23 protein-coding genes are annotated in these 22924 nt (G+C 60.4%); 10 read left to right on the top strand and 13 right to left on the bottom strand.

All coding sequences use genetic code 11. From position 1 onward, the window contains the following. Nucleotides 1-57 precede the first annotated feature (57 nt). Entirely contained in the window at nt 58-939 is an 882-nt protein-coding gene (locus tag PIB16_RS09850; protein WP_003505036.1) for an ABC transporter permease, read from the top strand. Next, nucleotides 936-1730 carry an ABC transporter ATP-binding protein gene (locus tag PIB16_RS09845; RefSeq protein ID WP_065656934.1) on the top strand — a complete coding sequence of 265 codons (795 nt, stop codon included), beginning with the start codon at nt 936-938 and terminating at the stop codon, nt 1728-1730. The genes PIB16_RS09850 and PIB16_RS09845 overlap by 4 nt, the downstream gene beginning before the upstream one ends. Nucleotides 1731-1770: 40 nt before the next feature. On the opposite strand, the gene PIB16_RS09840 is transcribed toward PIB16_RS09845, so the two are convergent. Further along, a complete protein-coding gene (locus tag PIB16_RS09840) occupies nt 1771-2418 on the bottom strand; it encodes a LysE family translocator (protein ID WP_271045541.1) in 648 nt (215 codons plus the stop codon). A 128-nt stretch (nt 2419-2546) separates the two neighbouring features. Further along, nucleotides 2547-3401, bottom strand: a complete 855-nt coding sequence (locus tag PIB16_RS09835; RefSeq protein WP_031234585.1) for an SDR family NAD(P)-dependent oxidoreductase — start codon at nt 3399-3401, stop codon at nt 2547-2549. A 314-nt stretch (nt 3402-3715) separates the two neighbouring features. On the opposite strand from PIB16_RS09835, the gene PIB16_RS09830 reads away from it, so the two are divergent. Further along, entirely contained in the window at nt 3716-4939 is a 1224-nt protein-coding gene (locus PIB16_RS09830; protein WP_003523477.1) for an argininosuccinate synthase, read from the top strand. 54 nt (nt 4940-4993) lie between these two features. Here PIB16_RS09830 and PIB16_RS09825 read toward each other — a convergent pair whose 3' ends face one another. The 3 genes from PIB16_RS09825 to PIB16_RS09815 are packed head-to-tail and all read right to left on the bottom strand — an operon-like array spanning nt 4994 to nt 6839. Continuing rightward, nucleotides 4994-6190, bottom strand: a complete 1197-nt coding sequence (locus PIB16_RS09825) for a multidrug effflux MFS transporter (RefSeq protein WP_271045540.1) — start codon at nt 6188-6190, stop codon at nt 4994-4996. A gap of 5 nt (nt 6191-6195) precedes the next feature. After that, nucleotides 6196-6654: a MarR family winged helix-turn-helix transcriptional regulator gene (locus PIB16_RS09820; protein ID WP_020813564.1), complete on the bottom strand. Its 459-nt coding sequence runs from the start codon at nt 6652-6654 to the stop codon at nt 6196-6198. After that, nucleotides 6612-6839: a hypothetical protein gene (locus PIB16_RS09815; RefSeq protein ID WP_220317710.1), complete on the bottom strand. Its 228-nt coding sequence runs from the start codon at nt 6837-6839 to the stop codon at nt 6612-6614. The genes PIB16_RS09820 and PIB16_RS09815 overlap by 43 nt, the downstream gene beginning before the upstream one ends. 191 nt (nt 6840-7030) lie before the next feature. Between PIB16_RS09815 and PIB16_RS09810 the strand changes: the two genes are divergently transcribed. The 4 genes from PIB16_RS09810 (at nt 7031) to ppa (ending at nt 12502) form a co-directional block, all read left to right on the top strand. Beyond that, entirely contained in the window at nt 7031-9091 is a 2061-nt protein-coding gene (locus PIB16_RS09810) for a M3 family metallopeptidase (RefSeq protein WP_271045539.1), read from the top strand. A gap of 163 nt (nt 9092-9254) precedes the next feature. Then, nucleotides 9255-11075 (top strand): translational GTPase TypA, encoded by a 1821-nt coding sequence (typA, locus tag PIB16_RS09805; RefSeq protein ID WP_065656937.1) that lies wholly within the window; start codon nt 9255-9257, stop codon nt 11073-11075. A 216-nt stretch (nt 11076-11291) separates the two neighbouring features. Next, complete coding sequence (locus PIB16_RS09800; protein ID WP_003523484.1) at nt 11292-11798, top strand: GNAT family N-acetyltransferase; 507 nt, start codon at nt 11292-11294, stop codon at nt 11796-11798. Nucleotides 11799-11968: 170 nt separating this feature from the next. Beyond that, nucleotides 11969-12502: an inorganic diphosphatase gene (ppa, locus tag PIB16_RS09795; protein ID WP_003523485.1), complete on the top strand. Its 534-nt coding sequence runs from the start codon at nt 11969-11971 to the stop codon at nt 12500-12502. A gap of 105 nt (nt 12503-12607) precedes the next feature. On the opposite strand, the gene PIB16_RS09790 is transcribed toward ppa, so the two are convergent. Next, nucleotides 12608-12919: a DUF167 domain-containing protein gene (locus PIB16_RS09790; protein ID WP_271045538.1), complete on the bottom strand. Its 312-nt coding sequence runs from the start codon at nt 12917-12919 to the stop codon at nt 12608-12610. Beyond that, entirely contained in the window at nt 12916-13206 is a 291-nt protein-coding gene (locus PIB16_RS09785) for a YggT family protein (RefSeq protein WP_003523487.1), read from the bottom strand. Before PIB16_RS09785 ends, PIB16_RS09790 begins: the two co-directional genes overlap by 4 nt. Before the next feature lie 246 nt (nt 13207-13452). On the opposite strand from PIB16_RS09785, the gene PIB16_RS09780 reads away from it, so the two are divergent. Further along, complete coding sequence (locus PIB16_RS09780) at nt 13453-14685, top strand: MFS transporter (RefSeq protein WP_080856839.1); 1233 nt, start codon at nt 13453-13455, stop codon at nt 14683-14685. 12 nt (nt 14686-14697) lie between these two features. Here PIB16_RS09780 and PIB16_RS09775 read toward each other — a convergent pair whose 3' ends face one another. The 6 genes from PIB16_RS09775 to hemC form a co-directional block, all read right to left on the bottom strand. Next, on the bottom strand, nt 14698-15429 hold the full coding sequence (locus PIB16_RS09775) for a glutamine amidotransferase (RefSeq protein ID WP_080856838.1): 732 nt from the start codon (nt 15427-15429) through the stop codon (nt 14698-14700). Further along, on the bottom strand, nt 15419-15907 hold the full coding sequence (locus tag PIB16_RS09770) for a tellurite resistance TerB family protein (RefSeq protein ID WP_078052365.1): 489 nt from the start codon (nt 15905-15907) through the stop codon (nt 15419-15421). The genes PIB16_RS09775 and PIB16_RS09770 overlap by 11 nt, the downstream gene beginning before the upstream one ends. Nucleotides 15908-15921: 14 nt before the next feature. Continuing rightward, nucleotides 15922-17538, bottom strand: coding sequence for a heme biosynthesis protein HemY (locus tag PIB16_RS09765; protein ID WP_271045537.1), 1617 nt, complete (start codon nt 17536-17538; stop codon nt 15922-15924). 4 nt (nt 17539-17542) lie between these two features. Next, entirely contained in the window at nt 17543-19009 is a 1467-nt protein-coding gene (locus tag PIB16_RS09760) for a COG4223 family protein (RefSeq protein WP_271045536.1), read from the bottom strand. 73 nt (nt 19010-19082) lie between these two features. Further along, a complete protein-coding gene (locus PIB16_RS09755; protein ID WP_271045535.1) occupies nt 19083-19823 on the bottom strand; it encodes a uroporphyrinogen-III synthase in 741 nt (246 codons plus the stop codon). A gap of 4 nt (nt 19824-19827) precedes the next feature. After that, nucleotides 19828-20757: a hydroxymethylbilane synthase gene (hemC, locus tag PIB16_RS09750; RefSeq protein ID WP_142844371.1), complete on the bottom strand. Its 930-nt coding sequence runs from the start codon at nt 20755-20757 to the stop codon at nt 19828-19830. 73 nt (nt 20758-20830) lie between these two features. Between hemC and tsaD the strand changes: the two genes are divergently transcribed. Together tsaD and PIB16_RS09740 are read left to right on the top strand one after the other, a co-directional pair. Then, nucleotides 20831-21928, top strand: coding sequence for a tRNA (adenosine(37)-N6)-threonylcarbamoyltransferase complex transferase subunit TsaD (gene tsaD, locus PIB16_RS09745; RefSeq protein WP_078052370.1), 1098 nt, complete (start codon nt 20831-20833; stop codon nt 21926-21928). Continuing rightward, a complete protein-coding gene (locus PIB16_RS09740) occupies nt 21928-22911 on the top strand; it encodes an NAD(P)H-dependent glycerol-3-phosphate dehydrogenase (RefSeq protein WP_125145317.1) in 984 nt (327 codons plus the stop codon). The genes tsaD and PIB16_RS09740 overlap by 1 nt, the downstream gene beginning before the upstream one ends. Nucleotides 22912-22924: the final 13 nt, after the last annotated feature.

Genomic DNA, 22924 nt, shown 5'->3' with positions numbered 1-22924 from the left:
CGTGGCACGAGACGGTGCCCGTCTCCGCCTGATGGCGGCAATAACAAGGACATTACCGTGAGCCAAATCGCCTTCTGGGGTGCCGTGGAGCTGGGACTGGTCTTCGCTTTCGTGGCGATCGGCGTTTATCTCGCTTTCCGGGTGCTTGATTTTCCTGACCTGACCGTGGACGGTTCGTTTCCGCTCGGCGCCGCCGTGGCTGCCGTGCTGATCATCGCCGGTCTAAATGCCTGGGTTGCGACGGCGATTGCGATGGTGGCCGGTGCCGCCGCCGGCATCGTGACCGCGACGCTCAACGTTCGCTTCAAGATCCTCAACCTGCTTGCATCGATCCTGACGATGATCGCGCTGTTTTCCGTCAATCTGCGCGTGATGGGAAAGCCGAATGTCGCGCTGCTCAATCAAGATACGATGATATCGCCGTTTTACGGCCTCGGCCTGTCGGAATATCTGGTGCGGCCGCTGTTCGTCGGCGCGCTGGTGCTGATCGCGGTCATTCTGGTCTGGCGTTTTCTTGAAAGCGATGCGGGCCTTGCCATGCGGGCGACGGGCGCCAATGCCCGGATGGCGCGGGCGCAGGGCGTGAAGACCGGCAACCAGATCTACCTCGGCATGGCGCTTTCGAATGCGCTGGTCGCTCTCGGCGGCGCGCTGTTTGCGCAGACCAACGGCTTTGCGGATGTGACCTCCGGTGTCGGCACCATTGTCGTCGGCCTTGCCGCCGTCATCATCGGCGAAACGCTGTTCGGCGCGCGTGGCATTCTGATCGCGCTGATCGGCTGCGTTTTTGGCTCCATCGCCTATCGTCTCGCCATCCAGCTTGCCCTGTCGAGCGATGTGCTGGGCCTCAAGGCGTCCGATCTCAATTTCGTAACGGCGGTATTGGTGGCAATCGCATTGATCCTGCCCCGACTGCGCCGCGGGGGAGCAACATCGTGATTTCCCTTTCCGATATCCAGGTTGTCTTCGGTCGCGGCACGCCGCTGCAGAAGCAGGCGCTCTCCAAAATCGACCTCACCATCGACGATGGCTCCTTCGTCACCGTCATCGGTTCCAATGGCGCCGGCAAATCGACGCTGCTCGGCGTTCTGGCGGGCGACGTCCTGCCGACGGCGGGCAAGGTGATGATCGGTGGCGCCGATGTTACCCGCAAACCGACCGCCAGCCGGGCTGGGCGGGTGGCGCGGGTGTTTCAGGACCCGCTGGCGGGCAGCTGCGGCGCGCTCACCATTGAGGAAAATCTGGCGCTGGCAGCTTCGCGCGGCGAGCGTCGCGGCCTTCTGCCGGCGCTTGGGCGCGGCCGTCGGGATTTCTTCAAGGAACGCATTGCCTCGCTCAATCTCGGGCTGGAAAATCGTCTGAAGGACCGTATGGACCTTCTGTCCGGTGGCCAGAGGCAGGCGGTCTCGCTCGTCATGGCGACGCTGTCCGGCTCGGATGTGCTGTTGCTCGATGAACATACGGCTGCTCTCGATCCCGGCATGGCCGAATTCGTGATGGAGCTGACCCGCAAGGTCGTGTCGGAGCGCAAGCTGACGACGCTGATGGTCACCCATTCCATGCGTCAGGCGCTGGATTATGGCACCCGTACGATCATGCTGCATGCCGGTGAGATCGTGCTCGACGTCTCCGGCGATAGCCGCAAGGATCTCGAGGTCGAGGACCTGATCGACATGTTCCGCAAGATACGCGGCCAGAAGCTCGATGACGATGAGTTGCTGATCGGTTGATTGTAAAAAGGCGCCGTGAGGCGCCTTTTTTAATTTGCCGTCAGCGCGCCTGCGTGAAGAAAATCTTGACGGCAAAAAGCGAAAAGACGCCGGCGATCGTATAATCCAGTCCGCGCAGAATTTTCCGGTTGCGTTGCAGCCAGGCTGAAAGAACATCTGCGGCGATCACGATGCCGATGCCGATCGGCAGCGCGACGATGATCGACCATATGCCGAGGAAGATCAGCTTGCCGGTTACATGCGGGTCGGATGCGCTGACGAATTGCGGCAGAAAGGTCATGAAAAAGATGATGATCTTCGGGTTCAGCAGGTTCACCCAGATGCCGTTCAACAGCGCTGATTGCAGCGAGGACTGCGCTTTTTCCCCGGTGCTTTTCACCATCACGAAATCCGAGCCCTTGCGGATCGCCTGAATGGCGAGCCAGACGAGATACGCGGCCCCGCCGGTCTTCAGGATCATGAAAGCGGTCGGCGAAGCGACGATGAGGGCGGCGACGCCGAAGGCGACGAGCATCGTGTGCACGGTAATGCCGATATTGGTTCCCAGAAGCGTCATGAAACCCGCCGTCCGGCCCTCGCGCAGCGAGCGGCTGATCCACAGCGTCATGTCAGGCCCCGGCGTCACCGCCAGAAGCAGAATGGCGATGGTGAAGGCGATCAATGTTGGCAGGCCTGGAACGAAATCCATCGCGGCACCCGTAAAATCTGGAGGTTGCCGTGCTTAACGCGATTTCGCGCTTCTGCCAATGTTTTTGAGCGCCAATGCATCGGCGCGAAAAGCCGCCGCAACGGTCACATCGCGGCGGCCCGGAACATTCAGTTTTTCAGGAAGCTGGTGAAGGCGGCGGAGTATTCCGTGTGCCAGCGTGACAGCGGCGGGCGGTTCTGGACGATGTCATAGGCCGCCCAGAGAATGCGTTTTTCATCCGTGGGGCGGTCCACCTCGCCATCCGGGCAGAGAATGTAGAAATCACCGCGGCCGATGCTTTCGACCATGAAGTCGACGGTCTGTTCGCCGGTCCATGCGCCCTCCGGCTTTTCCGTTCTGCCATGGGCGGTGAGGCCGGTGAAAACGTAACCGGGGATCAGCAGATGGGCGGAAACCGAGCCGTTCGGAATATTGCGCAATTCGTGCTGAAGCGCTTCCGTGAAGGTTTTGACGCCGGATTTCGAGACATTGTAGGCGGGATCGCCGGGAGGCGTGGTGATGCCCTGTTTCGAGCCAGTATTGATGATGAGCGCCGGCTCGCCATGGGCGATCATGCCCTGGCCGAAAACGCGGCTGCCGTTCACGACGCCCATCAGATTGACGTTGATGATTTTTTCCCAATTGGCCTGTGGGCCGAAAATGGCGCTGCCGGGCTGAATGCCGGCGTTGTTCATCAGGACGTGGACGCGTCCGAAACGCTGGATCACGGCGCGCTCCAGCGCCTCCAGTTCATCGAGTTTGGATATGTCGGTCGGGATGGCGACGATCTGCGCTTCGCCGTCCTTTGCGACGGCCAGGATATCCGCATGGGCTGCGGCAAGCCTGTCGCCGTCGAGATCGACGAGCACGACACTCATGCCGAAACCGGCGAATTTGCGGGCGGCGGCAAGTCCGATGCCGGATGCCGCACCGGTGATGACAGCGACATTATCTTCCTTGAATGCGGGGTGGATGGTCGTCATAGGTTTCTCCTTCGCGTCGTTTCGGCTGTTTCCAGCGGTTTGCAACGTTGCCTGAACCTGAGTGGCTTCATTCACGGTCTTCAAGTCGATCGCGCCGCTTATGATAAAGCGCGAATTTTCATAATGCATGTGACAATTGCTTCGTTCCCATCGATGCGCCCGGTCATCGACCGCTGTCGTACCCGCCCATCAATTGTTTTGTCGCTTATCTCACGGAAAAGCGCTTCACACATTTCGGGTTGCACTGTAAAAGTGCCGAAATCCCAAGGAAATGGCGGTGTCCCAATGCCGTCATCATGCAGATGGACATCACTATGGCACTTCCGAAAGACGTTAAGAAAGTCGTTCTCGCCTATTCCGGCGGTCTCGACACCTCGATCATCCTGAAATGGCTTCAGACGGAACTCGGCGCGGAGGTCGTGACCTTCACCGCCGATCTCGGCCAGGGCGAAGAACTTGAGCCCGCGCGCAAGAAGGCCGAGATGCTGGGCATCAAGGAAATCTTCATCGAGGACGTCCGCGAAGAGTTCGTGCGTGATTTCGTGTTCCCGATGTTCCGCGCCAACGCCGTTTATGAAGGCGTCTATCTGCTCGGCACCTCCATTGCCCGTCCGCTGATTTCCAAGCACCTGATCGAAATCGCCAAGAAGACCGGCGCCGACGCCATTGCCCATGGCGCCACCGGCAAGGGCAACGACCAGGTCCGTTTCGAGCTTTCGGCCTATGCGCTGAACCCGGATATCAAGATTATCGCTCCCTGGCGCGACTGGACGTTCAAGAGCCGTACTGACCTCTTGAACTTTGCCGAACAGCACCAGATTCCGGTTGCCAAGGACAAGAAGGGCGAAGCGCCTTTCTCGGTCGACGCCAACCTGCTGCACTCCTCTTCCGAGGGCAAGGTTCTGGAAGACCCGGCGCAGGAAGCACCGGAATATGTGCATATGCGCACCATTTCCCCGGAAGCCGCGCCCGACAAGGCAACCGTCATCAAGGTCGGTTTCCGCAAGGGCGATGCCTGCTCCATCAACGGCGTTGAAATGTCGCCGGCGACGCTTCTTGCGACGCTGAACAACTATGGCCGCGAAAACGGCATCGGCCGTCTCGATCTCGTCGAGAACCGCTTCGTCGGCATGAAGTCGCGCGGCGTTTACGAGACGCCCGGCGGCACCATCCTGCTTGCCGCGCATCGCGCCATCGAATCCATCACGCTTGACCGGGGTGCAGCCCACCTCAAGGACGAGCTGATGCCGCGTTACGCCGAGCTCATCTATTACGGCTTCTGGTTCTCGCCAGAGCGCGAAATGCTGCAGGCCCTGATCGACAAGAGCCAGGAACATGTGGAAGGCGAAGTGACGCTGAAGCTCTACAAGGGCAATGTCATGGTAACCGGCCGCGAGAGCGCCAAGTCGCTCTATTCCGACGCGCTGGTGACCTTCGAGGACGACCACGGCGCTTATGACCAGAAGGATGCTGCAGGCTTCATCAAGCTCAACGCGCTGCGTCTTCGCACGCTCGCAAAGCGCAATATCAGCAAGTAATTCTGCTGGAATGGAAATGATGGAACCCGCTGGCGGCGACGCCGGCGGGTTTTTTCATGTCTCTCGTCTGGAGACGATGCGGAAGCCGATGTAGCTGGCGATTGCGGTGAATTCCATCACGGGGATGATGATGCCGAAGCCGGTCAACGGCGAACCGATAAACGAGGCTGCGGCACCGCCTGCAAAACCCGACCCCATCTGAATGAACCCCATCATCGCCGATGCCGAGCCGGCAATATGTGGGAATGGGGCGAGGGCCGCCGTCACCATGGATGGCGTCAATAAGGCGATGCCGACCGTCGCCACCGCCACGGGTCCCATGATCGAAAGAAAGGATGGCGGTATCAGGAATACCGACAGCAGGATAAGGAGACCGCCTGTTCCCGAAAAACAGAGGCCGAGGACGACCGAACGGCGGTCGCCCAGCCGCGGTGCGATATAACGCAGGGCGATGGAGCCGAAGAAATAAGCGCCGGTCTGCATCAGCATGCCGATGCCGAAGGCGGTGGGTGTCATGCCGACCTTGTTGATGAGGATGAAGGTCAGCATCGTCGCCTGCGCATAAAGCGCGCCGATGGAACCGCCGAGCACCAGTGCGGCCAGAAGAAAACGCGGCTCGGTGAGCAATGTCCCATAGGCCGACAGGAGGCGGTGCGGGCGGATCAGGTTCTTGTCCGGGCTCGTCGTCTCGCGCAGGAAGACCACGACGGAGAAGATGGCGATGGCCCCGAGGCCGGCCATGAGGAAAAATACCGATTGCCACCCGAAAGCCGTAAGCGAAAGCCCGCCGATGGTAGGGCCCATGGCGGGGCCAACGGCCAGCATGATACCAATGAGGTTCATGATGCTGGAGGCTTCGGCGCCCGTGAATTGATCGCGCACGATGGCGCGCGCCACCGTCATGCCGACGGAGGCGCCAATGCCCTGAACAAGCCGGGCGAAGAGCAGCACTTCAATTGTTGGCGCGAAGATCGCCAGCAGTCCGCCGCCCAGAAAGATGGAGAGGAAAACGAGGCTCGCCTTTCGCCGACCGAAGGCATCGGATGCCGGGCCGGCGAGCAGCTGGGCGATGGCGAAACCGGCGAAATAAAGCGAGAGGCTGAGTTTGACGGCGGATTCCGTGGTGGAGAAAACCCGCGTCAGTTCCGGCATGGCCGGTGTGTAGATCGCCATGGAAATCGGCGCCAGCGCCGTCAGCAACGCACCGAGTATGGCCGTGCGCTTTCTGGACATGATCGTTTCTGGCGACATTGCGATCAGCAGCTCTGGCCCGGCTGTTCCGGCTGGAGATTGTTGCGAAGGGTCTGCAGGAAGCTGCGGAAAAGCGCGACTTCTTCTTCGTTCAGGCCCTGCGTGGCGTGACGGACGAGTTCATCGATTTCCTGGCGCACGGCTTCCAGCATGTCGGTGGAGTTTTTTGTCAGCACGATGCGCTTGGAGCGCCTGTCCTGCGGGTCCTGCTGGCGTTCGATGAGATCGAGAGATTGCAGCTTGTCGAGATAGGCGCAAATTGTCATCGGCTCGATGCCGAGCCGGGCGGCGATATCCGACTGCTTGCTGCCATCAACGACGGCAACCGTCAGCAATGCGCGCGCTTCGCCGGGCGTCAGGCCCAGTCCGGCTTCAGAAATTCGGCGCTCAAACGCACTGTTCAGCAGGCGTGCGCCGCTGTTCAGTAAAAATGCCAATGAGTCTTTTTCGCGTTTAGTGCCCATGCTTCGCCTTTTCGTAAGTCAGCCTTACTAAAATCCCGGCGATAATCAATGGCGCATAAATCATATTGTTGAAAATCGAGTAAAGTATGTGTCAGTTCGATTGCGTTACGGTCGCCAACATAATCGACGATTGTTATGCCAAAGCAAAGAAGATCGGACATCCCGCATTTTATTTCATCTGCCATGCCGGTCCATATTGTCGGTCAAGTCCCTTACACAGGTCACCCGCCATCGGTATCCGGCTGCTGTGCCGGCAGTTGGGGCAAAAGCAAAAATCAGGTCGCAGCCAATCTTCCTTACACCAAAGTCCGGCATTGAATTGCCGGTGGAGGCGTGCCCATATGGGCTTAAACCGGAATCGTTCAAGGAAGATGAAATGCCATCCAAGACCGCGCTTTATCCCGCACTCGTTGACTGGAACGGCCACAATGGTCTGCCGAAATTCGATGCGGTCAGGGATGAGGATTTCGCTCCGGCCTTCGATGCCGCCCTTCTGTCTCACGAACAGGAAATCGATGCGATTGCCGGCAATGCTGAGGCCCCGAGCTTCGAAAACACCGTGACCGCGCTCGAAATCGCCGGAGACGATCTTTCGCGCATTTCGGCGCTGTTCTGGAACAGGGCAGGCGCCAATACCAATGGTGTGATCCAGGCGCTGGAGCGCGAGATCGCACCGAAACTGTCGCGGCACTATTCGAAGATCGGCATGAACGAAGCGCTGTTCAAGCGCATCGATACATTGTGGGAAAAGCGCGGAACGCTTGGGCTGACGGGTGAGGAAAGCCGCGTCCTTGAGCGGCACTGGAAGGGTTTCGTGCGCTCCGGCGCCAAGCTGCCGAAAGACCGGCAGGAACGCTTGGCGGCGATCAATGAGGAGCTTGCGGGTCTCGGTGCGAAATTCGGGCAGAATGTGCTGGCGGATGAAAAGAACTGGAAGCTTCTGCTTTCCACGGAAGAGGAACTTGCCGGTATTCCCGGTTTCCTGCGCGACGCGATGGCGGGTGCGGCCCGTGAGCATGGCGAGGACGGCAAATTTGCCGTCACCCTTTCCCGTTCCATCATCGAACCTTTCCTGACCTTTTCCGAACGCCGCGATCTGCGCGAGCAGGCCTTCAGGGCCTGGGTGGCGCGCGGCGAGAATGGCGGCGAGACCGACAATCGCGAGATCGTCCACCGCACGCTCGAACTGCGCGAGGAAAAGTCAAGGCTTCTCGGCTACGCGAATTTCGCCGCCTACAAGCTTGATGACACGATGGCGAAGACGCCGGATGCCGTGAACGGCCTTTTAGGGCAGGTCTGGGAAAAGGCCGTGCGCCGTGCGGGCGAGGAAGAGGCCGAACTGGCCGCAATCATCGCCGAGGAGGGCAGGAATCACGAAGTGCTGCCCTGGGACTGGCGGCATTATGCCGAAAAGCTGCGGGCACGGAAATTCAGCTTCTCCGAGGCCGAATTGAAGCCTTATCTGCAACTCGAAAAGATCATTGAGGCCTGCTTCGATGTGGCCGGGCGGCTGTTTGGGATTCGGGCGGTCGAAGTCAAAGGCGTCGCCGCCTATCACCCGGATGTGCGGGTTTTCGAAATCCGCGACGAAAAGGGCGGTCTGAAGGCCATGTTCCTCGGCGATTATTTCGCCCGCCCCTCCAAGCGCTCCGGCGCGTGGATGAGCTCCTTCCAGTCGCAGCACAAGCTGCCCTTGAAGAACGGCACGGTCGGAGAAATTCCGATCATCTACAATGTCTGCAATTTCGCCAAACCGGCCGAAGGCAAACCGGCGCTGCTTTCGCTCGACGATGCGCGCACGCTGTTTCACGAATTCGGCCACGCGCTGCATGGCATGTTGTCAAATGTCACTTACCCCTCCGTTTCCGGAACGGGCGTCTCGCGCGATTTCGTCGAATTGCCGTCGCAGCTTTACGAACATTGGCTGACGGTGCCGGAAATTCTGGAAAAATACGCCCTGCATTATGACACAGGCGCGCCGATGCCGAAGGCGCTGCTGGATAAGGTTCTGGCCGCGCAGACCTTCAATGCCGGTTTCAGCACGGTGGAATTCACCTCGTCGGCGATTGTCGACATGGCGTTCCACACGCGGGAAAACGTGAGCGATCCGATGGTCGTGCAGGGTGAGGTGCTCTCCACCCTGAACATGCCGAAGTCTATCGTCATGCGGCATGCGACCCCGCATTTCCAGCACGTTTTCTCCGGCGATGGATATTCGGCCGGCTATTATTCCTACATGTGGTCGGAAGTTCTGGATGCCGATGCCTTTTCGGCCTTCGAGGAAACCGGCAATCCCTTCGATGGCGAGATGGCGCGCAAGTTGAAAGACAATATTTATTCCGTCGGCGGTTCCATCGATCCGGAAGAGGCCTATCTTGCTTTTCGTGGCAAGATGCCAAGCCCGGACGCCATGCTTTTGAAGCGTGGTCTGGCATAAGGGTCCGGTATAAAAGACTGTCATATTTCTGAGCTAGAACCTGAGTGCAGGGGGCTTATGACAAGGCCCCCCCTTTCGCATTTGCAAAAAAAAGGTTATGAGCGCGCCAAACTAAATTGGCGTTTCTCATCAATATAGCGCCCAACCTCAGAGATTTTGAACAATGGCACTTCGCAACATCGCGATCATCGCGCACGTTGACCATGGAAAAACGACGCTCGTGGACGAGCTTCTGAAGCAGTCCGGCTCGTTCCGCGACAACCAGCGTGTCGCCGAGCGCGTGATGGATAGCAACGATCTCGAAAAGGAACGCGGCATCACCATTCTCGCCAAGGCGACCTCGGTGGAGTGGAAAGGTGTCCGCATCAACATCGTCGACACCCCCGGCCACGCCGATTTCGGCGGTGAAGTCGAGCGTATCCTGTCGATGGTGGACGGTGCTATCGTTCTGGTCGATAGCTCGGAAGGCCCGATGCCGCAGACCAAGTTCGTGGTCAGCAAGGCGCTGAAGGTCGGTCTTCGCCCGATCGTCGCGATCAACAAGATCGACCGTCCGGATGGCCGCCACGAAGAAGTCATCAACGAAGTCTTCGACCTCTTCGCCAACCTCGACGCCACCGACGAGCAGCTCGACTTCCCGATCCTCTACGGTTCTGGCCGCGATGGCTGGATGAACGTCAACCCGGAAGGTCCGAAGGATCAGGGTCTTGCACCGCTGCTCGATCTGGTTCTTGAGCACGTTCCGGAGCCCAAGGTTGAAGAGGGCCCGTTCCGCATGATCGGCACGATCCTTGAAGCCAACAACTTCCTCGGCCGCATCATCACCGGCCGCATCGCGTCCGGTTCGATCAAGCCGAACCAGGCTGTGAAGGTGCTTGGCCAGGACGGCAAGACAATTGAAACAGGCCGCATTTCCAAGATCCTCGCCTTCCGCGGTATCGAGCGCACGGCAATTGAGGAGGCCCATGCGGGTGACATCGTCGCCATCGCCGGTCTTTCCAAAGGCACCGTCGCCGACACCTTCTGTGATCCGTCGGTTACCGAGGCGATGCAGGCACAGCCGATTGACCCGCCGACCGTCACCATGTCGTTCATCGTCAACGACAGCCCGCTGGCTGGCACCGAAGGCGACAAGGTTACGAGCCGCGTTATCCGTGACCGCCTGTTCAAGGAAGCCGAAGGCAACGTTGCGCTGAAGATCGAAGAAGCCGAAGGCAAGGATTCGTTCTTCGTTTCCGGTCGTGGCGAATTGCAGCTGGCGGTTCTGATCGAAACCATGCGTCGCGAAGGCTTCGAGCTTGCCGTTTCGCGTCCGCGCGTCGTGATGCACAAGGATGAGAACGGCACCCTCTTGGAGCCGATCGAAGAAGTCGTGATCGACGTTGATGAAGAACATTCCGGCGTCGTCGTCCAGAAGATGTCCGAGCGCAAGGCTGAAATGGCCGAGCTTCGTCCTTCCGGCGGCAATCGCGTTCGTCTGAAGTTCTATGCGCCGACCCGTGGCCTGATCGGCTACCAGTCGGAGCTTTTGACCGACACGCGCGGTACGGCGATCATGAACCGTCTGTTCCACGACTATCAGCCCTTCAAGGGCCAGATTGCCGGTCGCGTGAACGGCGTTCTCTTGTCGAACGGTTCGGGTGAAGCTGTTGCTTATGCCATGTTCAACCTGGAAGATCGCGGCCCGATGATCATCGAGCCGGGTGAGAAGGTCTATGCCGGTATGATTATCGGTATTCACTCTCGCGATAACGATCTCGAAGTGAACGTGCTGAAGGGCAAGCAGCTGACCAACATCCGCGCTGCCGGCAAGGATGAAGCCGTGAAGCTGACGCCGCCGATCCGCATGACGCTCGATCGCGCGCTTTCCTGGATTCAGGACGATGAGCTGATGGAAGTGACGCCGAAGTCCATCCGTCTGCGCAAGATGTTCCTGGACGCCAACGACCGCAAGCGTTTTGAAAAGGCCAAGCTCGCTGTCTGAATGCGGCTTGCCGTTATGAATTTGAAAGAACCCGGCCTTGAGCCGGGTTTTTTTATGCGTTCGTTTTTATGTGTGCATGAGTCGAAAGGTGCTTGTGCCAAAGGTTAAGGATGCGTTAATTTTTATCAGTCGTCCACATGAATAGGCTGTGGGTAAGCTTGCCGGCGTTAACCTTTATGACTGGTAAGTTTCCGTGGCCGGGGCCAGAATCGCGTTATGAAAACGTTATCCATCGATGTTCGCCGTGCTGAACCGCATGATGCGCGCGCCATCTCCGAGGCGCACCGTCTGTCGTGGCAACAGGCCTATGCCGGCCTTATCCCGCATCGGCCGTTGACGCAGATGCTCGAGCGTCGTGGAGAAGTCTGGTGGAAAAAGGCAACCAAAGGCTCCGCAACCATGCTGGTGGTAGAGGTGGCCGGTGTGGTCGCCGGATATGCGACACTGGGCCTCAGCCGGGCACGCGGGCTGCCGCAGGACGGCGAGATATACGAACTTTATCTCCGGCCGGAATATCAGGGCATCGGGCTTGGCTCGCTGCTGTTTACGGAAGCGCGCAGACTGCTGACCTCGCTTGGCTGCAACGGCATCGTTGTCTGGTGCCTTGAAGACAGCGATGTGGCCAACCGCTTTTTCCGCTCTCACGGTGGCCGCGATATCGCCGAAGGCATGGAAGATTTCGACGGCAAGTCGCTTCGCAAGGTCGGTTTCGTCTGGAACTGACAAACAATGCCAGGTGATTTGGCCTCGGGGTTCGTTCTCGCGGCCGGCCATGCGCAATTGCGATAGCCTCAAATCCCGCATTCTGCCTTATCCGCCCAAAGCCATGTTGCAATGCGGCGACTTTCCCAGTATCGAAAAACCAAATCCAACCCGTCGAATGAGGGAAGCGAATGCGTATCGATGCAATTTCCGTAGGCAAGAATCCGCCGGATGACGTGAATGTCATCGTTGAAGTGCCGGTCGGTGGACACCCGATCAAGTACGAGATGGACAAGGATGCCGGTGCGCTGATCGTCGATCGCTTCCTCTACACGCCTATGACCTATCCGGGTAACTATGGTTTCGTGCCGCACACCCTGTCTGACGATGGCGACCCGATCGACGTTCTCATCTGCAACACCCGTCCGCTGGTTCCGGGCTGCGTCATCAATGTCCGTCCCATCGGCGTGATGATCATGGAAGATGACGGCGGCAAGGACGAGAAGATTCTCGCCGTGCCGGTTCCGAAGCTGACGCGCCGTTACGACAAGGTTCACAACTACACTGACCTGCCGGAAATCACGCTGAAGCAGATCGAGCACTTCTTCGAACACTACAAGGATCTGGAGCCCGGCAAGTGGGTGAAGATGGGCGGCTGGCAGGATGTCGACGTCGCCAAGAAGCTGATCGTTGAAGCCATCGAGCGCTACAAGGCGCAGGGCTGATCTAAAGCATGTCTCCCAAAAGTGTGCAGCGGTTTTGGGACCTAGACATGCTTAAAAACAAAGATTTAAAGCGCGTCGCATGAATCAGATTAGACGCGATGCGCTTTAGTTTTCGAGCTTTTTGAATAGCTCTTCGAAATCCTCCGGGTCGGTGTCGATGCGGAGGATTTTTTTACGCGCCGTTTCGCCTGAAACAAAGCTGAAGGAGGATTTCGGCCGGCCGAGTTTTTTCGCCAGCAAAACAATCAGGGCCCTGTTGGCCTTGCCGCCTTCCGGCACGGCGCTGACGCGGGCCTTCAGATGCGCGTTTCCCTCCGCATCCTTTTCCACGCCGTCGACGGCGTCCCGCCCGCCGCTGGGCGTAAGGCGAACGGTCAGGCGGACATGGTCGCTATGCTTCTGCCAGCAGGCGCTCAAGCGACCATCGGGTAAAGCGTGTTCCACATGAAGGAGCGGATGAAGAAGATGATCAGGAGCACGATGATCGGCGAAATGTCTATGCCGCCGAGATTGGGCAGAATGCGGCGGATGGGGCGCAGAACCGGTTCCGTGACATTGAACAGAAAGCTGCCGATGGCGTTCACGAACTGGTTGCGGGAATTGATGACGTTGAAGGCGTAAAGCCAGGAAAAAATAGCGCTGGCGATCAGCACCCACGTATAGAGGTTCAAGGCCAGATCGATGGTCTGAAACAGGGCAAGCATCAATATCTCCGTATCTTGGTTGCAAGACATTTAGACATTGAACCGTGAACCGGCAAGTGTTGCGCCAGATCGTAGTGATCTTTGATCTGATCGACCGGCGATCATCACAATCTGGCTCGTGGCTTTGCAGCGGGATTTCAGACGAAAACCGCTCACACTTTTCGTCATCCCGTCAGTGAGGGCTGGTGATTCCTGTGATATCGCTCTATTGCAAAGCTCTCATATTGTCTCGCGAGCACCCAGCCGATGTCCCTCCCTTCCGCCGAAAACCGTTTCGGTGCATTCCGGCACAGTTCCTATCGCCGCTTTTTCAGCGCCCGGTTTTTTTCGGCCTTCGCCATCCAGATCGTCAGCGTCTCGGTCGGCTGGCAGATGTATGAGGTGACCGGCAACGCCTTTTATCTCGGCCTGATCGGTCTTTTCCAGTTTCTGCCGTCGCTGCTTCTGATCCTCGTCACCGGAACGGTCGCCGACCGGCACAATCGTCGGCGCATCATGTCCATATGCCTGCTGATTGCGGCGCTGTGCGCTGCCGCTCTTCTGGGTCTTACGCTGACGCACAGCTTTTCCCCCTGGCCGGTCTTCGCCATTCTTGTCGTCTTCGGCATAGAGCGCGCCTTCATGGGGCCGGCGGTTCAGTCGCTGGCGCCCAATCTCGTGCCGGTAGAGGATTTGCCGAACGCCATCGCCTGGAATTCCTCTTCGTGGCAGATGGCGTCCATTCTCGGTCCCGTCGCCGGCGGCCTGCTTTATGGCCTCGGTGCTTCCGTCGCCTATAGTGTGGCATTCGTGCTCTTCATCGTATCGGCGGCGCTTGCGGTGACGATCCGCAAGCCGGAACAACGCGGCCCGGCAAAAGCCATCAGTCTCGAAACCATGCTCGCCGGGTTCAAATTCATCGCGCAGGAAAAAATCGTTCTCGGTGCGATCTCGCTCGATCTTTTCGCGGTGCTGCTGGGCGGCGCGGTGGCGCTGATGCCGATTTTTGCCAAGGAAGTGCTGACGCTCGGGCCATGGGGCCTCGGGCTTCTGCGGGCAGCACCCGGCATCGGGGCCATCACCGTTGCGGTCATTCTGGCCTTCAAGCCCATTCGTCACCACGCCGGTCTGCTGATGTTTACCGGCGTCGGCCTCTTCGGCATCTCCACCGTGGTCTTCGGGCTTTCGCAAACCGCGTGGCTGTCCATCGCCGCGCTGGTAGTCATGGGCGCATCCGACATGGTATCGGTTTATGTTCGCGAGACCCTGATCGCGCTGTGGACGCCGGATGAGGTGCGCGGGCGTGTGAATGCCGTGAACATGGTGTTCGTCGGCGCATCGAACGAGCTGGGCGAATTCCGCGCCGGCACCATGGCGCATGTCGTCGGGGCCGTACCGGCCGTTGTCATCGGCGGGGCGGGCACGCTTGCTGTGGCGGTTATCTGGGCGCTCGGTTTCTCCAGGCTGCGCAAGATCGACAATCTGGATGCGCCGCACTGACGGACACGGGCCTCAGCGCTGCGCCTTGCCCTCAAAAACCAGATCGAGAAAATTGCCGAGCCATGCCCTGAGCGGCGTGTCGAACAGCATGCGGCCTTCCAGATGCTGGCTGCCCACCTGCGCATTGGGCATGCCGAAGCGCTGCGCGCCGCGCACCACCCAGCTATGCATCATGGCGCGGGTCAGCTCGGCGTGAAACTGCAGGCCCCAGGCGTTTTTTCCATAGCGATAGGCCTGATTGGGATAGGTCTCGCCCGAGGCTAGAAGTTCGGCTCCGCGCGGCAGCTCGAACCCTTCCTTGTGGAAATGATAGACCATCTTCGGCCAATGCGGCATCAGAAGCCGCCCATGTTCGGTGGCATGAAGCGGATACCAGCCGATCTCCACCTTGCCCTCCCTGTCGGGCTCCACCTTGCCGCCGAGATGTTTGGACAACATCTGCGCGCCGAGACAGATGCCGAGAAAGGGTTTGTTTTCCTTCAACGGCACCTTCAGCCAGTCGATTTCGGCTTTGACGTAGTCATGAGAATCGTTGGCGCTCATCGGGCCGCCGAAGATAATGGCGCCCGCGTGTTTCTCCAGTGTTTGCGGCAGGTCATCGCCCAGTGCAGGGCGCCTTATATCCAGACGATAGCCTTTTTCCACCAGCATCTGGCCGACGCGGCCGGGCGTGGAACGTTCCTGATGCAGGACGATGAGCAGCGATGGTTGTTTTCTCTGTTGCCTGGAAGGGTCAAACAGCATCGTCTTCGTTTTCGCTTTCTTCAGCGGGCCCTGACCTCGTGGCGGCCTGCTGACGTTGCAGAACCCTGTCGCGCACGGACACACCAAGCAGGTCGGCGACTCGCCAGATCACATGGTCTTCCATTTCGCTTCGTTCGCCGTCAGCGTAAACAATATCCCATAATATGCCAATAAGCTCCACGCGCTGCTCTTCATCGAGATGGCGGCGTATATCGGTGGTGAAGCGGTAATAATCGACGGCTTCCTTGCCGGCCTCCTGGCCGGCGGCGAGAAGCGCATCCAGCTTTCCGGCATCGAGATGGTAATAATCCTGTAGGATTTCGCGCAGGCGGTCGCGCTCGCTTTTCGAGACGGTGCCATCCGCTTCCATGACCTGGAAACAGAGGGCGGCCACCGCCACCCTCAGATCGTCCGGACTGAAATCATCCCCATGCGGGCCGACGAGGTTCTGAATAAACGACTGTATTTGCTGGAACATCGATATCCTGTTCGTCAGAAGAGTTTGAGCCGGGTCTTGGGTTCGGCTTCCGCACCGGGTTTCTTGACGCCCGGATCATCCGGCGCGCCGCCGAAAAACGGCACGGCTTCCGCCTTTTCATCCGTGACACCGGTTTCCACTGGCGCTTCGATTGTGACCGGCTTTTTCTCCTGCGGGACCGATACGGCCGGCTTGACCTCGATCGGTGCGGCCGGGGCGGGTTTCGGGTCGGCGCGCGTCTCCGGCGCGGCTTCGACAATGATCGTCTTCGCGGCCGGTTCGGCCCGTGCGGGCGCTGCGGCAATCGCGTTTTCGATTGTCAGGTCTTCAACGGGCGCTTCGAGCTGGCCGAAAGGCGCTTTCCATTCGAAAGCATCGAGACGGCCGGTGACCGGCGAGACCGGCAGCCATTTTTCCGAAACGACGCCGTCGGCCACCCAGGCGGGGTCGCGCGGCGCGCGCAGCGCCTGCGCCATCCAGTAGCGCACACGGCCCTGATCGCCGCTTTCGGCCTCCTCGATATCGGCCATCAGCAAGAAGATGCTCTCGCGCGGTTCGATCCGGGCGGCGGCCTCGGCCTTGGCTCGCGCCTTGGCAAATTCCTTGGCGTCGAGCGCTGCCTGCGCCACGGCGAACAGGGATTCGATGTTGTTGGGCTTCAGGCCCTCAAGCCGCTCAGCCCGTTTCAACCGGTCGATGGCAGTATCGCCGCTGCGTGCGCGGACATAAAGTTCGGCGATCTGCGGGTGCGGATCGTTTTTCCAGACGGGTTCCAGAACCGTGGCTGCCTTGCGCAGATTGTCTTCCCGGAGATAGGATTTCGCCGCGATCAGCGCTGCCGGAACCAGGCTCCTGGCAAGCTTGAGAGCGTGCTTGGCATCCTCGCGCGCGCCAACCGGATCGCTTTCCAGCTTTTCACCGGCCTTGGCAGTAAGAAGCACGGCTTTCAGACGTTCCGCCTCACCGCGTTCGATGACGCCGGCTGCCTTCTGCTGGTCGAGCAGGCGGATGGCATCGTCCCACTGTCCGTTGCGGCAGCGGTTTTCCAGCGTCGCCTGCGCGGCCCAGGGCAGATAGGGAGCCTTTTCCGCTGCATCCTCGGCATATTGCTGGGCGGCTTCATAGGCGCCCTGACGGCGGGCCTCGATATAAAGGCCGCGAAGGCCAAGTTCGCGAGTCTCGGGATCGCGGGCCATGGCTTCGAATTTGCGCCGCGCCTCGTCATATTTGCCTTCGATGAGATCGGCCTGCGCATCGAGCAGATGGATCAGCGGCTCCTGATCGGCGCTGAGCAACCCTTGAGTACGGGCCGTCATCTTGCGGGCGAGGATGGCATTGCCGGCCCCGGCGGCGATGAGCCCGGTGGAGAGCGCCTGATAACCCCGGTCGCGCTTGCGGGCGCGGAAATAACGACGGGCGGCATTGGGCGAGGTCCAGATGGCATTGACGATCCACCAGACCAGCATGACGGCGGCGACCAGCGCCGCGATGATGGAGGCGGCGACCATCAGGCTCATTTCGATCAGCTGGCCCTGCCAGACGATGGAAAGCACACCCGGCTTGTCGGCCAGCCAGGAGAAACCGAAGCCGAGAGCCAGAACGATAACGGCGAAAGTCAGAATTCTGGTCATGCCCTTACCCCTGCCTGCCGGTGCTGGTGATGGCGCGGTTCAACGTGCCGCCGACCAGATTCTCGACCTCGATGCGTGCATCCAGCGATTTCTTGTAATCGGCGGATGCCGTCTTGGCGGCATCGGGAAGCCCGTTCCATTCAAGCGCCGCGCCCTGCAGATCGCCGTTGCGCAGCTTGTTTTCCATGCGCGCGATCTTGGCCTCAGAGGTTTCGCCCTCGATATTTCCGACCGGACGCACCTTTACCAGCGAAAAAGCGCTTTCGGTCAGGCGTTCCATGATGCCCTGATTGGGGTCAGGCTGGTTGATCGCGGAAAGCATCGCATTGGCGACGTCAGGGAATTTCTGCATCAGTTCCGAACGTGACGGCACACCGGTTGCGGCGAAGGATTGCAGCGATGCGATGGCCGGATCGTCGGGCGTTACCTTGGACAGTGTGTCGAGTTCCGTCAGGAACGGCCCACCGCGATCGATCGCGGCCTTCAGCGCCGCGGAAGCGATGGCGCGGGCGACTTCGATATCGTCGCGCGGCTCGTTGATCTTGGCTTCCGCATCCGCAAGGCGGCGTGTCAGTTCCGCCGTCGCCGATGCCTGCGCGGATCGCTCCGACTGGAGGGTGGATTCCAGCGCGGCGATTTTTTCCGACAGCCCATCCACCTGCGGTGCCTCGCCCTTTGCGCCTTCGAGGGTTGCGATGCGCTGTTCCAGCGCGGAGGTGTCGCCGACCGGCGCATTGGCAAGCTGCTGCCGCAAGCTGCCGAGATCGGTTTTCAGTGCGGCGATTTCTTCGCTTCCCGCCCTGCCTGCATTGAAGGAGGGCAGGATGCCGGCATATTGCATGCTGCCGGCGGCGGCGAGCGCGACAAGGCCGCCGACGATACCTGCCGCGATCAGGCCGGAGGTCGCGGCCTGTTTGCGCTCCGCCTGCTGCGGTGTGGAGGGCTTTGCCGGACCTGAGGCGGAGGTCGCCGTCGTTGGTTTTGCAGCGGTGGCGCTGCTGGATGCGCTGGAGGATGCTGTGGAGCCGAAGGCCGGCTTCGCAGCAGCCGCTGCAGCCGCAGCCGCGCTCGTGTCAGTGGTGCCCGTCGACGGTTTTGTATCGGCTTTAGGCGAAACGGGGGCCGGCGAGACGGGGTCTTTCTGCCTGTCTGCGGGCTGCTTGTCTGCGGCGCTCTCAGCCTTCGGTGCCGTGGCTACGGATTCCGCTTTGCCGACATTGGGTTCGGGCTCGATAGGGGTTTTCTTGGGCTGGTCCCAGATGGGGGCGGGGTTTCCCGTTGCGGCTGCTTCGGGCTTTGTCTCCGAAACACCCGGCTCTGCGGTGGCCTCAGGTGTTTTGTCACCGGGCTTTTCGTCCGTCTTGGCAGCGTCCACGTCGGCAGAAATTGCTTTCACGTCTTTAGCGTCCAGGTCGATGGTGACCGGTTCGGCTTTGGACTTGGAGTGGCGTGGCGGCTTTCCCGATACCATGACAACCTCATTTCTGCCTGCAGTAATCTAAACCTAGTCAGTGACGGCGGCAAAGGAAAGAGGCGAGCTCGAATTAGGTTCCAGAGTTGTGGCGTAGAAGTTCGAACATAGCGGCTTCGCTCGGTTCTTCGGCGGCCTTGGCGTTTGCGCGGAAGATTTCCGGAACGAGAGAAAACACGTTGCGGCTGATGCAGATGAATTGTGTCGTTGCCAGCGCCGCCACGTATTTTTCCGTCAATACATGATGAAAAAACGCCCGCGCCGCTTCCGATGAATAGAGCAGGACCACATCGGCAGCGCTTTCGACAAGCGCCGTCTCTAGCATCGTCTCCGAAATGTCGGAGGGCAGCATCTCGTAACAATCGACCGTTCTGATCGGAATGCCGGCGGCGGTAAGGCCTTCCTCGAAGACGGCGCCACGGGGCCTGCCGGCGAGATAAAGCAGGGGCTCTTCTTCGGAAAATAGAGTCCGGTGCTCAGTCACCAGCGCGGTCAGACTCACGGCGTCGCCGGAAGCGGTGAAAATCCGTTCGAAGCCGGTTTTTGCCGCCGCTTCCGCCGTTGCTCCGCCGACGGCAAAAAGCGGTTTTGACAGATAGGGAGCCAGCCCGTCCCGTAATGTTTCCAGCGCCCGCAGCGCCTCGGCGCTGGTCACAGCGATGGCCGCCAGCGGGCTGGATAGTGCCGAGACGGCGCGTTCCCCATGATGGGCGGGATAAAACAGCGGAAGAAGCACCGGCGCATGGCCAAGCGCTTCAAGCTTTGCGGCCGTCCTTTCGCCCGAACGCTGCGGCCGGGTGACGACGATCCGCATCGGCTCAGCTCCAGCCTTCGAAGAAATTGCTGCCCGCCTTGGCGCGCACGTCTTCGCCGGCCTGCCGGCCGAGCTTTGCCGCATCGCGGCGGTTGCCGGAGGCTTCGATGCCGTGGCTCGTTTGGCCATCGGGGGTGAGGATCAGGCCGGAAAAATGCAATTCCTCGCCATCGCAGGTGGCGTAGCCGGCAATCGGCGTGCGACAGGAACCATCGAGTGCTGCCAGAAAGGCGCGCTCGCAGGTCACGGCATCATGAGTGGGCCTGTCGTTTATGGGTGCGAGCAGTTCGTCCATGCGCGCATCGCCGATGCGGCTTTCCACGCCGATTGCGCCCTGGGCGGGAGCAGGAGGGAATTCCTTCGGGTCGAGAATTTCCGTCGGCACATTGTCCTTACCAAGTCTCTTCAGACCCGCAAAGGCGAGAAGCGTCGCATCCGCCTGGCCTTCCTCCAGCTTGCGCAGGCGGGTATCGACCTGACCGCGGAAGATGATAACGCTCAGATCCGGCCGCAGGCGGCGGATCAGCGCCTGGCGGCGCAGGGATGCGGAGCCGACCACGGCGCCCTGCGGCAGTTCCAGCAGCTTCGGTGCGGTGCGGCCGATGAAGGCGTCGCGTATGTCTTCGCGCGGCAGGAAAGCGGACAGATAGAGCCCTTCGGGCAGAAGGGTCGGCATGTCCTTGGAGGAATGCACGGCCATATCGAGTTCGCCGGATAGAAGCTGGCTTTCCAGCTCCTCGGTAAACAGGCCCTTGCCGCCGATCTCCGACAAAGCACGGTCGGTTATCCGGTCGCCCTTGGTGGACAGCACGACGATTTCGAACATTTCTTCCGGCAGGCCATGCGCCGCCATCAGCCGGTTGCGCGTCTCGTAAGCCTGCGCGAGCGCCAGCGGGCTGCCGCGCGTGCCGATTCGGAAAGGTTTTGTTTGCATCCGCGTCTATCCATTGTTACCGGAGTTGTCTTAGACCAACTCAGCGCATGATCGCAATGAACGAACAGATTTGATGACCCCCTTTCTTCGTATCCTCGGCATAGAGACAAGCTGTGACGAAACCGCTGCATCCATTGTGGTTCGGCATGCGGACGGCCATGGCGAGATCGTCTCCGACGTCGTTTTGTCGCAGCTTGAGGAACACAGCGCCTATGGCGGCGTGGTGCCGGAAATTGCCGCGCGCGCCCATGTCGAGGCGCTGGATACGCTGGTGGAAGAAGCGCTGGAGCAGGCGGGCGTGACCCTTGCCGATGTCGACGCCATCGCCGCCACCTCCGGCCCCGGCCTCATCGGCGGCCTGCTGGTGGGCTTGATGACGGGCAAGGCCATCGCCAAGGCGGCCGGCAAGCCGCTTTACGCCATCAACCATCTGGAAGGCCACGCGCTGACGGCGCGCCTCACCGACGGTCTGTCTTTTCCTTATCTGATGCTGCTCGTCTCCGGCGGCCATACCCAGCTGGTGCTGGTGCGTGGCGTGGGCGATTATGAGCGTTGGGGCACCACCATCGATGACGCGCTGGGGGAGGCCTTCGACAAGACCGCGAAACTTCTGGGCCTGCCCTATCCGGGCGGGCCTGCGGTCGAGAAGGCGGCGGCGAAGGGTGATCCGAACCGCTTTCCGCTTCCGCGTCCCATGGTCGGCGAAGCACGGCTCGATTTTTCCTTTTCCGGCCTGAAGACGGCGGTGCGGCAGGCGGCGACCGCCATCGCGCCGCTTTCCGAGCAGGATATTGCCGATATCTGCGCCTCGTTCCAGAAAGCGGTGTCGCGCACGCTCAAGGATCGGATCGGCCGCGGCCTTGCCCGTTTCAGCCAGGAATTTCCGCATACAGAAAACCAGCCTGCTCTGGTCGTCGCCGGCGGCGTTGCCGCCAATCAGGAAATCCGCCAGACGCTGCAATCGCTTTGCGATACCCATGGCTTCCGCTTCGTCGCGCCGCCGCACCGGCTCTGCACCGATAATGCCGCGATGATCGCCTGGGCGGGGCTGGAGCGCATGGCGGACGGCCGGGACCCCGATCCGCTCGAAATCCCGCCGCGCTCGCGCTGGCCGCTGGATGGCAGCGCGGAGACATTGATAGGTTTCGGTAAAAGGGGAGCCAAGGCCTGATGCAGCGGGAGAAAATCGTCGTCATCGGCGCCGGCGCCTTCGGAACAGCGCTTGCTGTGGTCATCGCGCTGGAAAACCGGCATGACGTGACCCTGCTCGGCCGCGACCCATCGCTGATGGCCGACCTCAGGAGCGACCGCGTGCACGAGGCGGCCCTGCCGGGCGTCGATCTGCCAGATGCGCTTGAATTTTCCGCCGAGCCAGATGTGCTGGCCGGCGCCGGCATCGTCCTCTTCGCCATGCCCTCGCAGGCTCATGCCGATGCGGCCCGTCACTACGGCCCTTATCTGGCTAATGACTCAATCATTGTTACCTGCGCCAAGGGTATCGACCGCAGCTCCGGCCGGCTGCTGACGGAACTTCTGGAAGCGGAACTGCCGCATCATCCGATTGCGGTTCTGTCCGGTCCGGGCTTTGCGGCCGACATAGCGCGTGGTTTGCCGACGGCCATGGCGATTGCGGCGGAAGATGCGGTGATAGCCGAGCGGCTTGCGACCACGATTTCCGGCAAGACCTTCCGGCTTTATGCCTCTACCGACCGCATCGGCGTGCAGCTTGGCGGGGCGCTGAAGAACGTCCTCGCCATTGCCGCCGGCATCGTCGAAGGCGCGGGCCTTGGCGATTCCGCCCGGGCGGCGTTGATTTCGCGCGGGCTTGCCGAAATGTCGCGTCTCATCGTTGCGATGGGCGGGAAGGCGGACACGGTGCGCGGCCTCTCGGGCCTTGGCGATCTCGTGCTGACCGCCACCAGTCACCAGTCGCGAAACCTGCGTTTCGGTATCGCGCTTGGCCGGGGTGAGGGCAAGGATATGTCCGGCGGGCTGGTGGAGGGCGCTTTCGCGGCAGCCGTCGCCGCCCGGCTCGGGGAAAGTCACGCTGTCGACATGCCGGTTACCGAAGCGGTGGCCGCTATCATTGACGGCAATCTGGATGTGGCGAGCGCCATGCAACAATTGATGACGCGGCCCATCACCACCGAATGAGGGCGGGTCTTCG

The organism is Agrobacterium sp. ST15.13.015, from assembly GCF_027871645.1.
Classification (GTDB): domain Bacteria; phylum Pseudomonadota; class Alphaproteobacteria; order Rhizobiales; family Rhizobiaceae; genus Agrobacterium; species Agrobacterium leguminum.
The sequence above is the reverse complement of the archived record's forward strand: the minus strand, read 5'-3'. Positions and strand labels throughout refer to the sequence as shown.

Excerpts from the sequence above, each read along its gene's own strand:
- PIB16_RS09840 (WP_271045541.1), bottom strand. The coding sequence starts at position 2,418 with ATGGATTTCGTTCCAGGCCTGCCAACATTGATCGCCTTCACCATCGCC.
- PIB16_RS09835 (WP_031234585.1), bottom strand. The coding sequence starts at position 3,401 with ATGACGACCATCCACCCCGCATTCAAGGAAGATAATGTCGCTGTCATC.
- PIB16_RS09830 (WP_003523477.1), top strand. The coding sequence starts at position 3,716 with ATGGCACTTCCGAAAGACGTTAAGAAAGTCGTTCTCGCCTATTCCGGC.
- PIB16_RS09825 (WP_271045540.1), bottom strand. The coding sequence starts at position 6,190 with ATGTCGCCAGAAACGATCATGTCCAGAAAGCGCACGGCCATACTCGGT.
- PIB16_RS09820 (WP_020813564.1), bottom strand. The coding sequence starts at position 6,654 with ATGGGCACTAAACGCGAAAAAGACTCATTGGCATTTTTACTGAACAGC.
- PIB16_RS09815 (WP_220317710.1), bottom strand. The coding sequence starts at position 6,839 with ATGGCAGATGAAATAAAATGCGGGATGTCCGATCTTCTTTGCTTTGGC.
- PIB16_RS09810 (WP_271045539.1), top strand. The coding sequence starts at position 7,031 with ATGCCATCCAAGACCGCGCTTTATCCCGCACTCGTTGACTGGAACGGC.
- typA (WP_065656937.1), top strand. The coding sequence starts at position 9,255 with ATGGCACTTCGCAACATCGCGATCATCGCGCACGTTGACCATGGAAAA.
- PIB16_RS09800 (WP_003523484.1), top strand. The coding sequence starts at position 11,292 with ATGAAAACGTTATCCATCGATGTTCGCCGTGCTGAACCGCATGATGCG.
- ppa (WP_003523485.1), top strand. The coding sequence starts at position 11,969 with ATGCGTATCGATGCAATTTCCGTAGGCAAGAATCCGCCGGATGACGTG.
- PIB16_RS09785 (WP_003523487.1), bottom strand. The coding sequence starts at position 13,206 with ATGCTTGCCCTGTTTCAGACCATCGATCTGGCCTTGAACCTCTATACG.
- PIB16_RS09780 (WP_080856839.1), top strand. The coding sequence starts at position 13,453 with ATGTCCCTCCCTTCCGCCGAAAACCGTTTCGGTGCATTCCGGCACAGT.
- PIB16_RS09775 (WP_080856838.1), bottom strand. The coding sequence starts at position 15,429 with ATGCTGTTTGACCCTTCCAGGCAACAGAGAAAACAACCATCGCTGCTC.
- PIB16_RS09770 (WP_078052365.1), bottom strand. The coding sequence starts at position 15,907 with ATGTTCCAGCAAATACAGTCGTTTATTCAGAACCTCGTCGGCCCGCAT.
- PIB16_RS09765 (WP_271045537.1), bottom strand. The coding sequence starts at position 17,538 with ATGACCAGAATTCTGACTTTCGCCGTTATCGTTCTGGCTCTCGGCTTC.
- PIB16_RS09760 (WP_271045536.1), bottom strand. The coding sequence starts at position 19,009 with ATGGTATCGGGAAAGCCGCCACGCCACTCCAAGTCCAAAGCCGAACCG.
- PIB16_RS09755 (WP_271045535.1), bottom strand. The coding sequence starts at position 19,823 with ATGCGGATCGTCGTCACCCGGCCGCAGCGTTCGGGCGAAAGGACGGCC.
- hemC (WP_142844371.1), bottom strand. The coding sequence starts at position 20,757 with ATGCAAACAAAACCTTTCCGAATCGGCACGCGCGGCAGCCCGCTGGCG.
- tsaD (WP_078052370.1), top strand. The coding sequence starts at position 20,831 with ATGACCCCCTTTCTTCGTATCCTCGGCATAGAGACAAGCTGTGACGAA.
- PIB16_RS09740 (WP_125145317.1), top strand. The coding sequence starts at position 21,928 with ATGCAGCGGGAGAAAATCGTCGTCATCGGCGCCGGCGCCTTCGGAACA.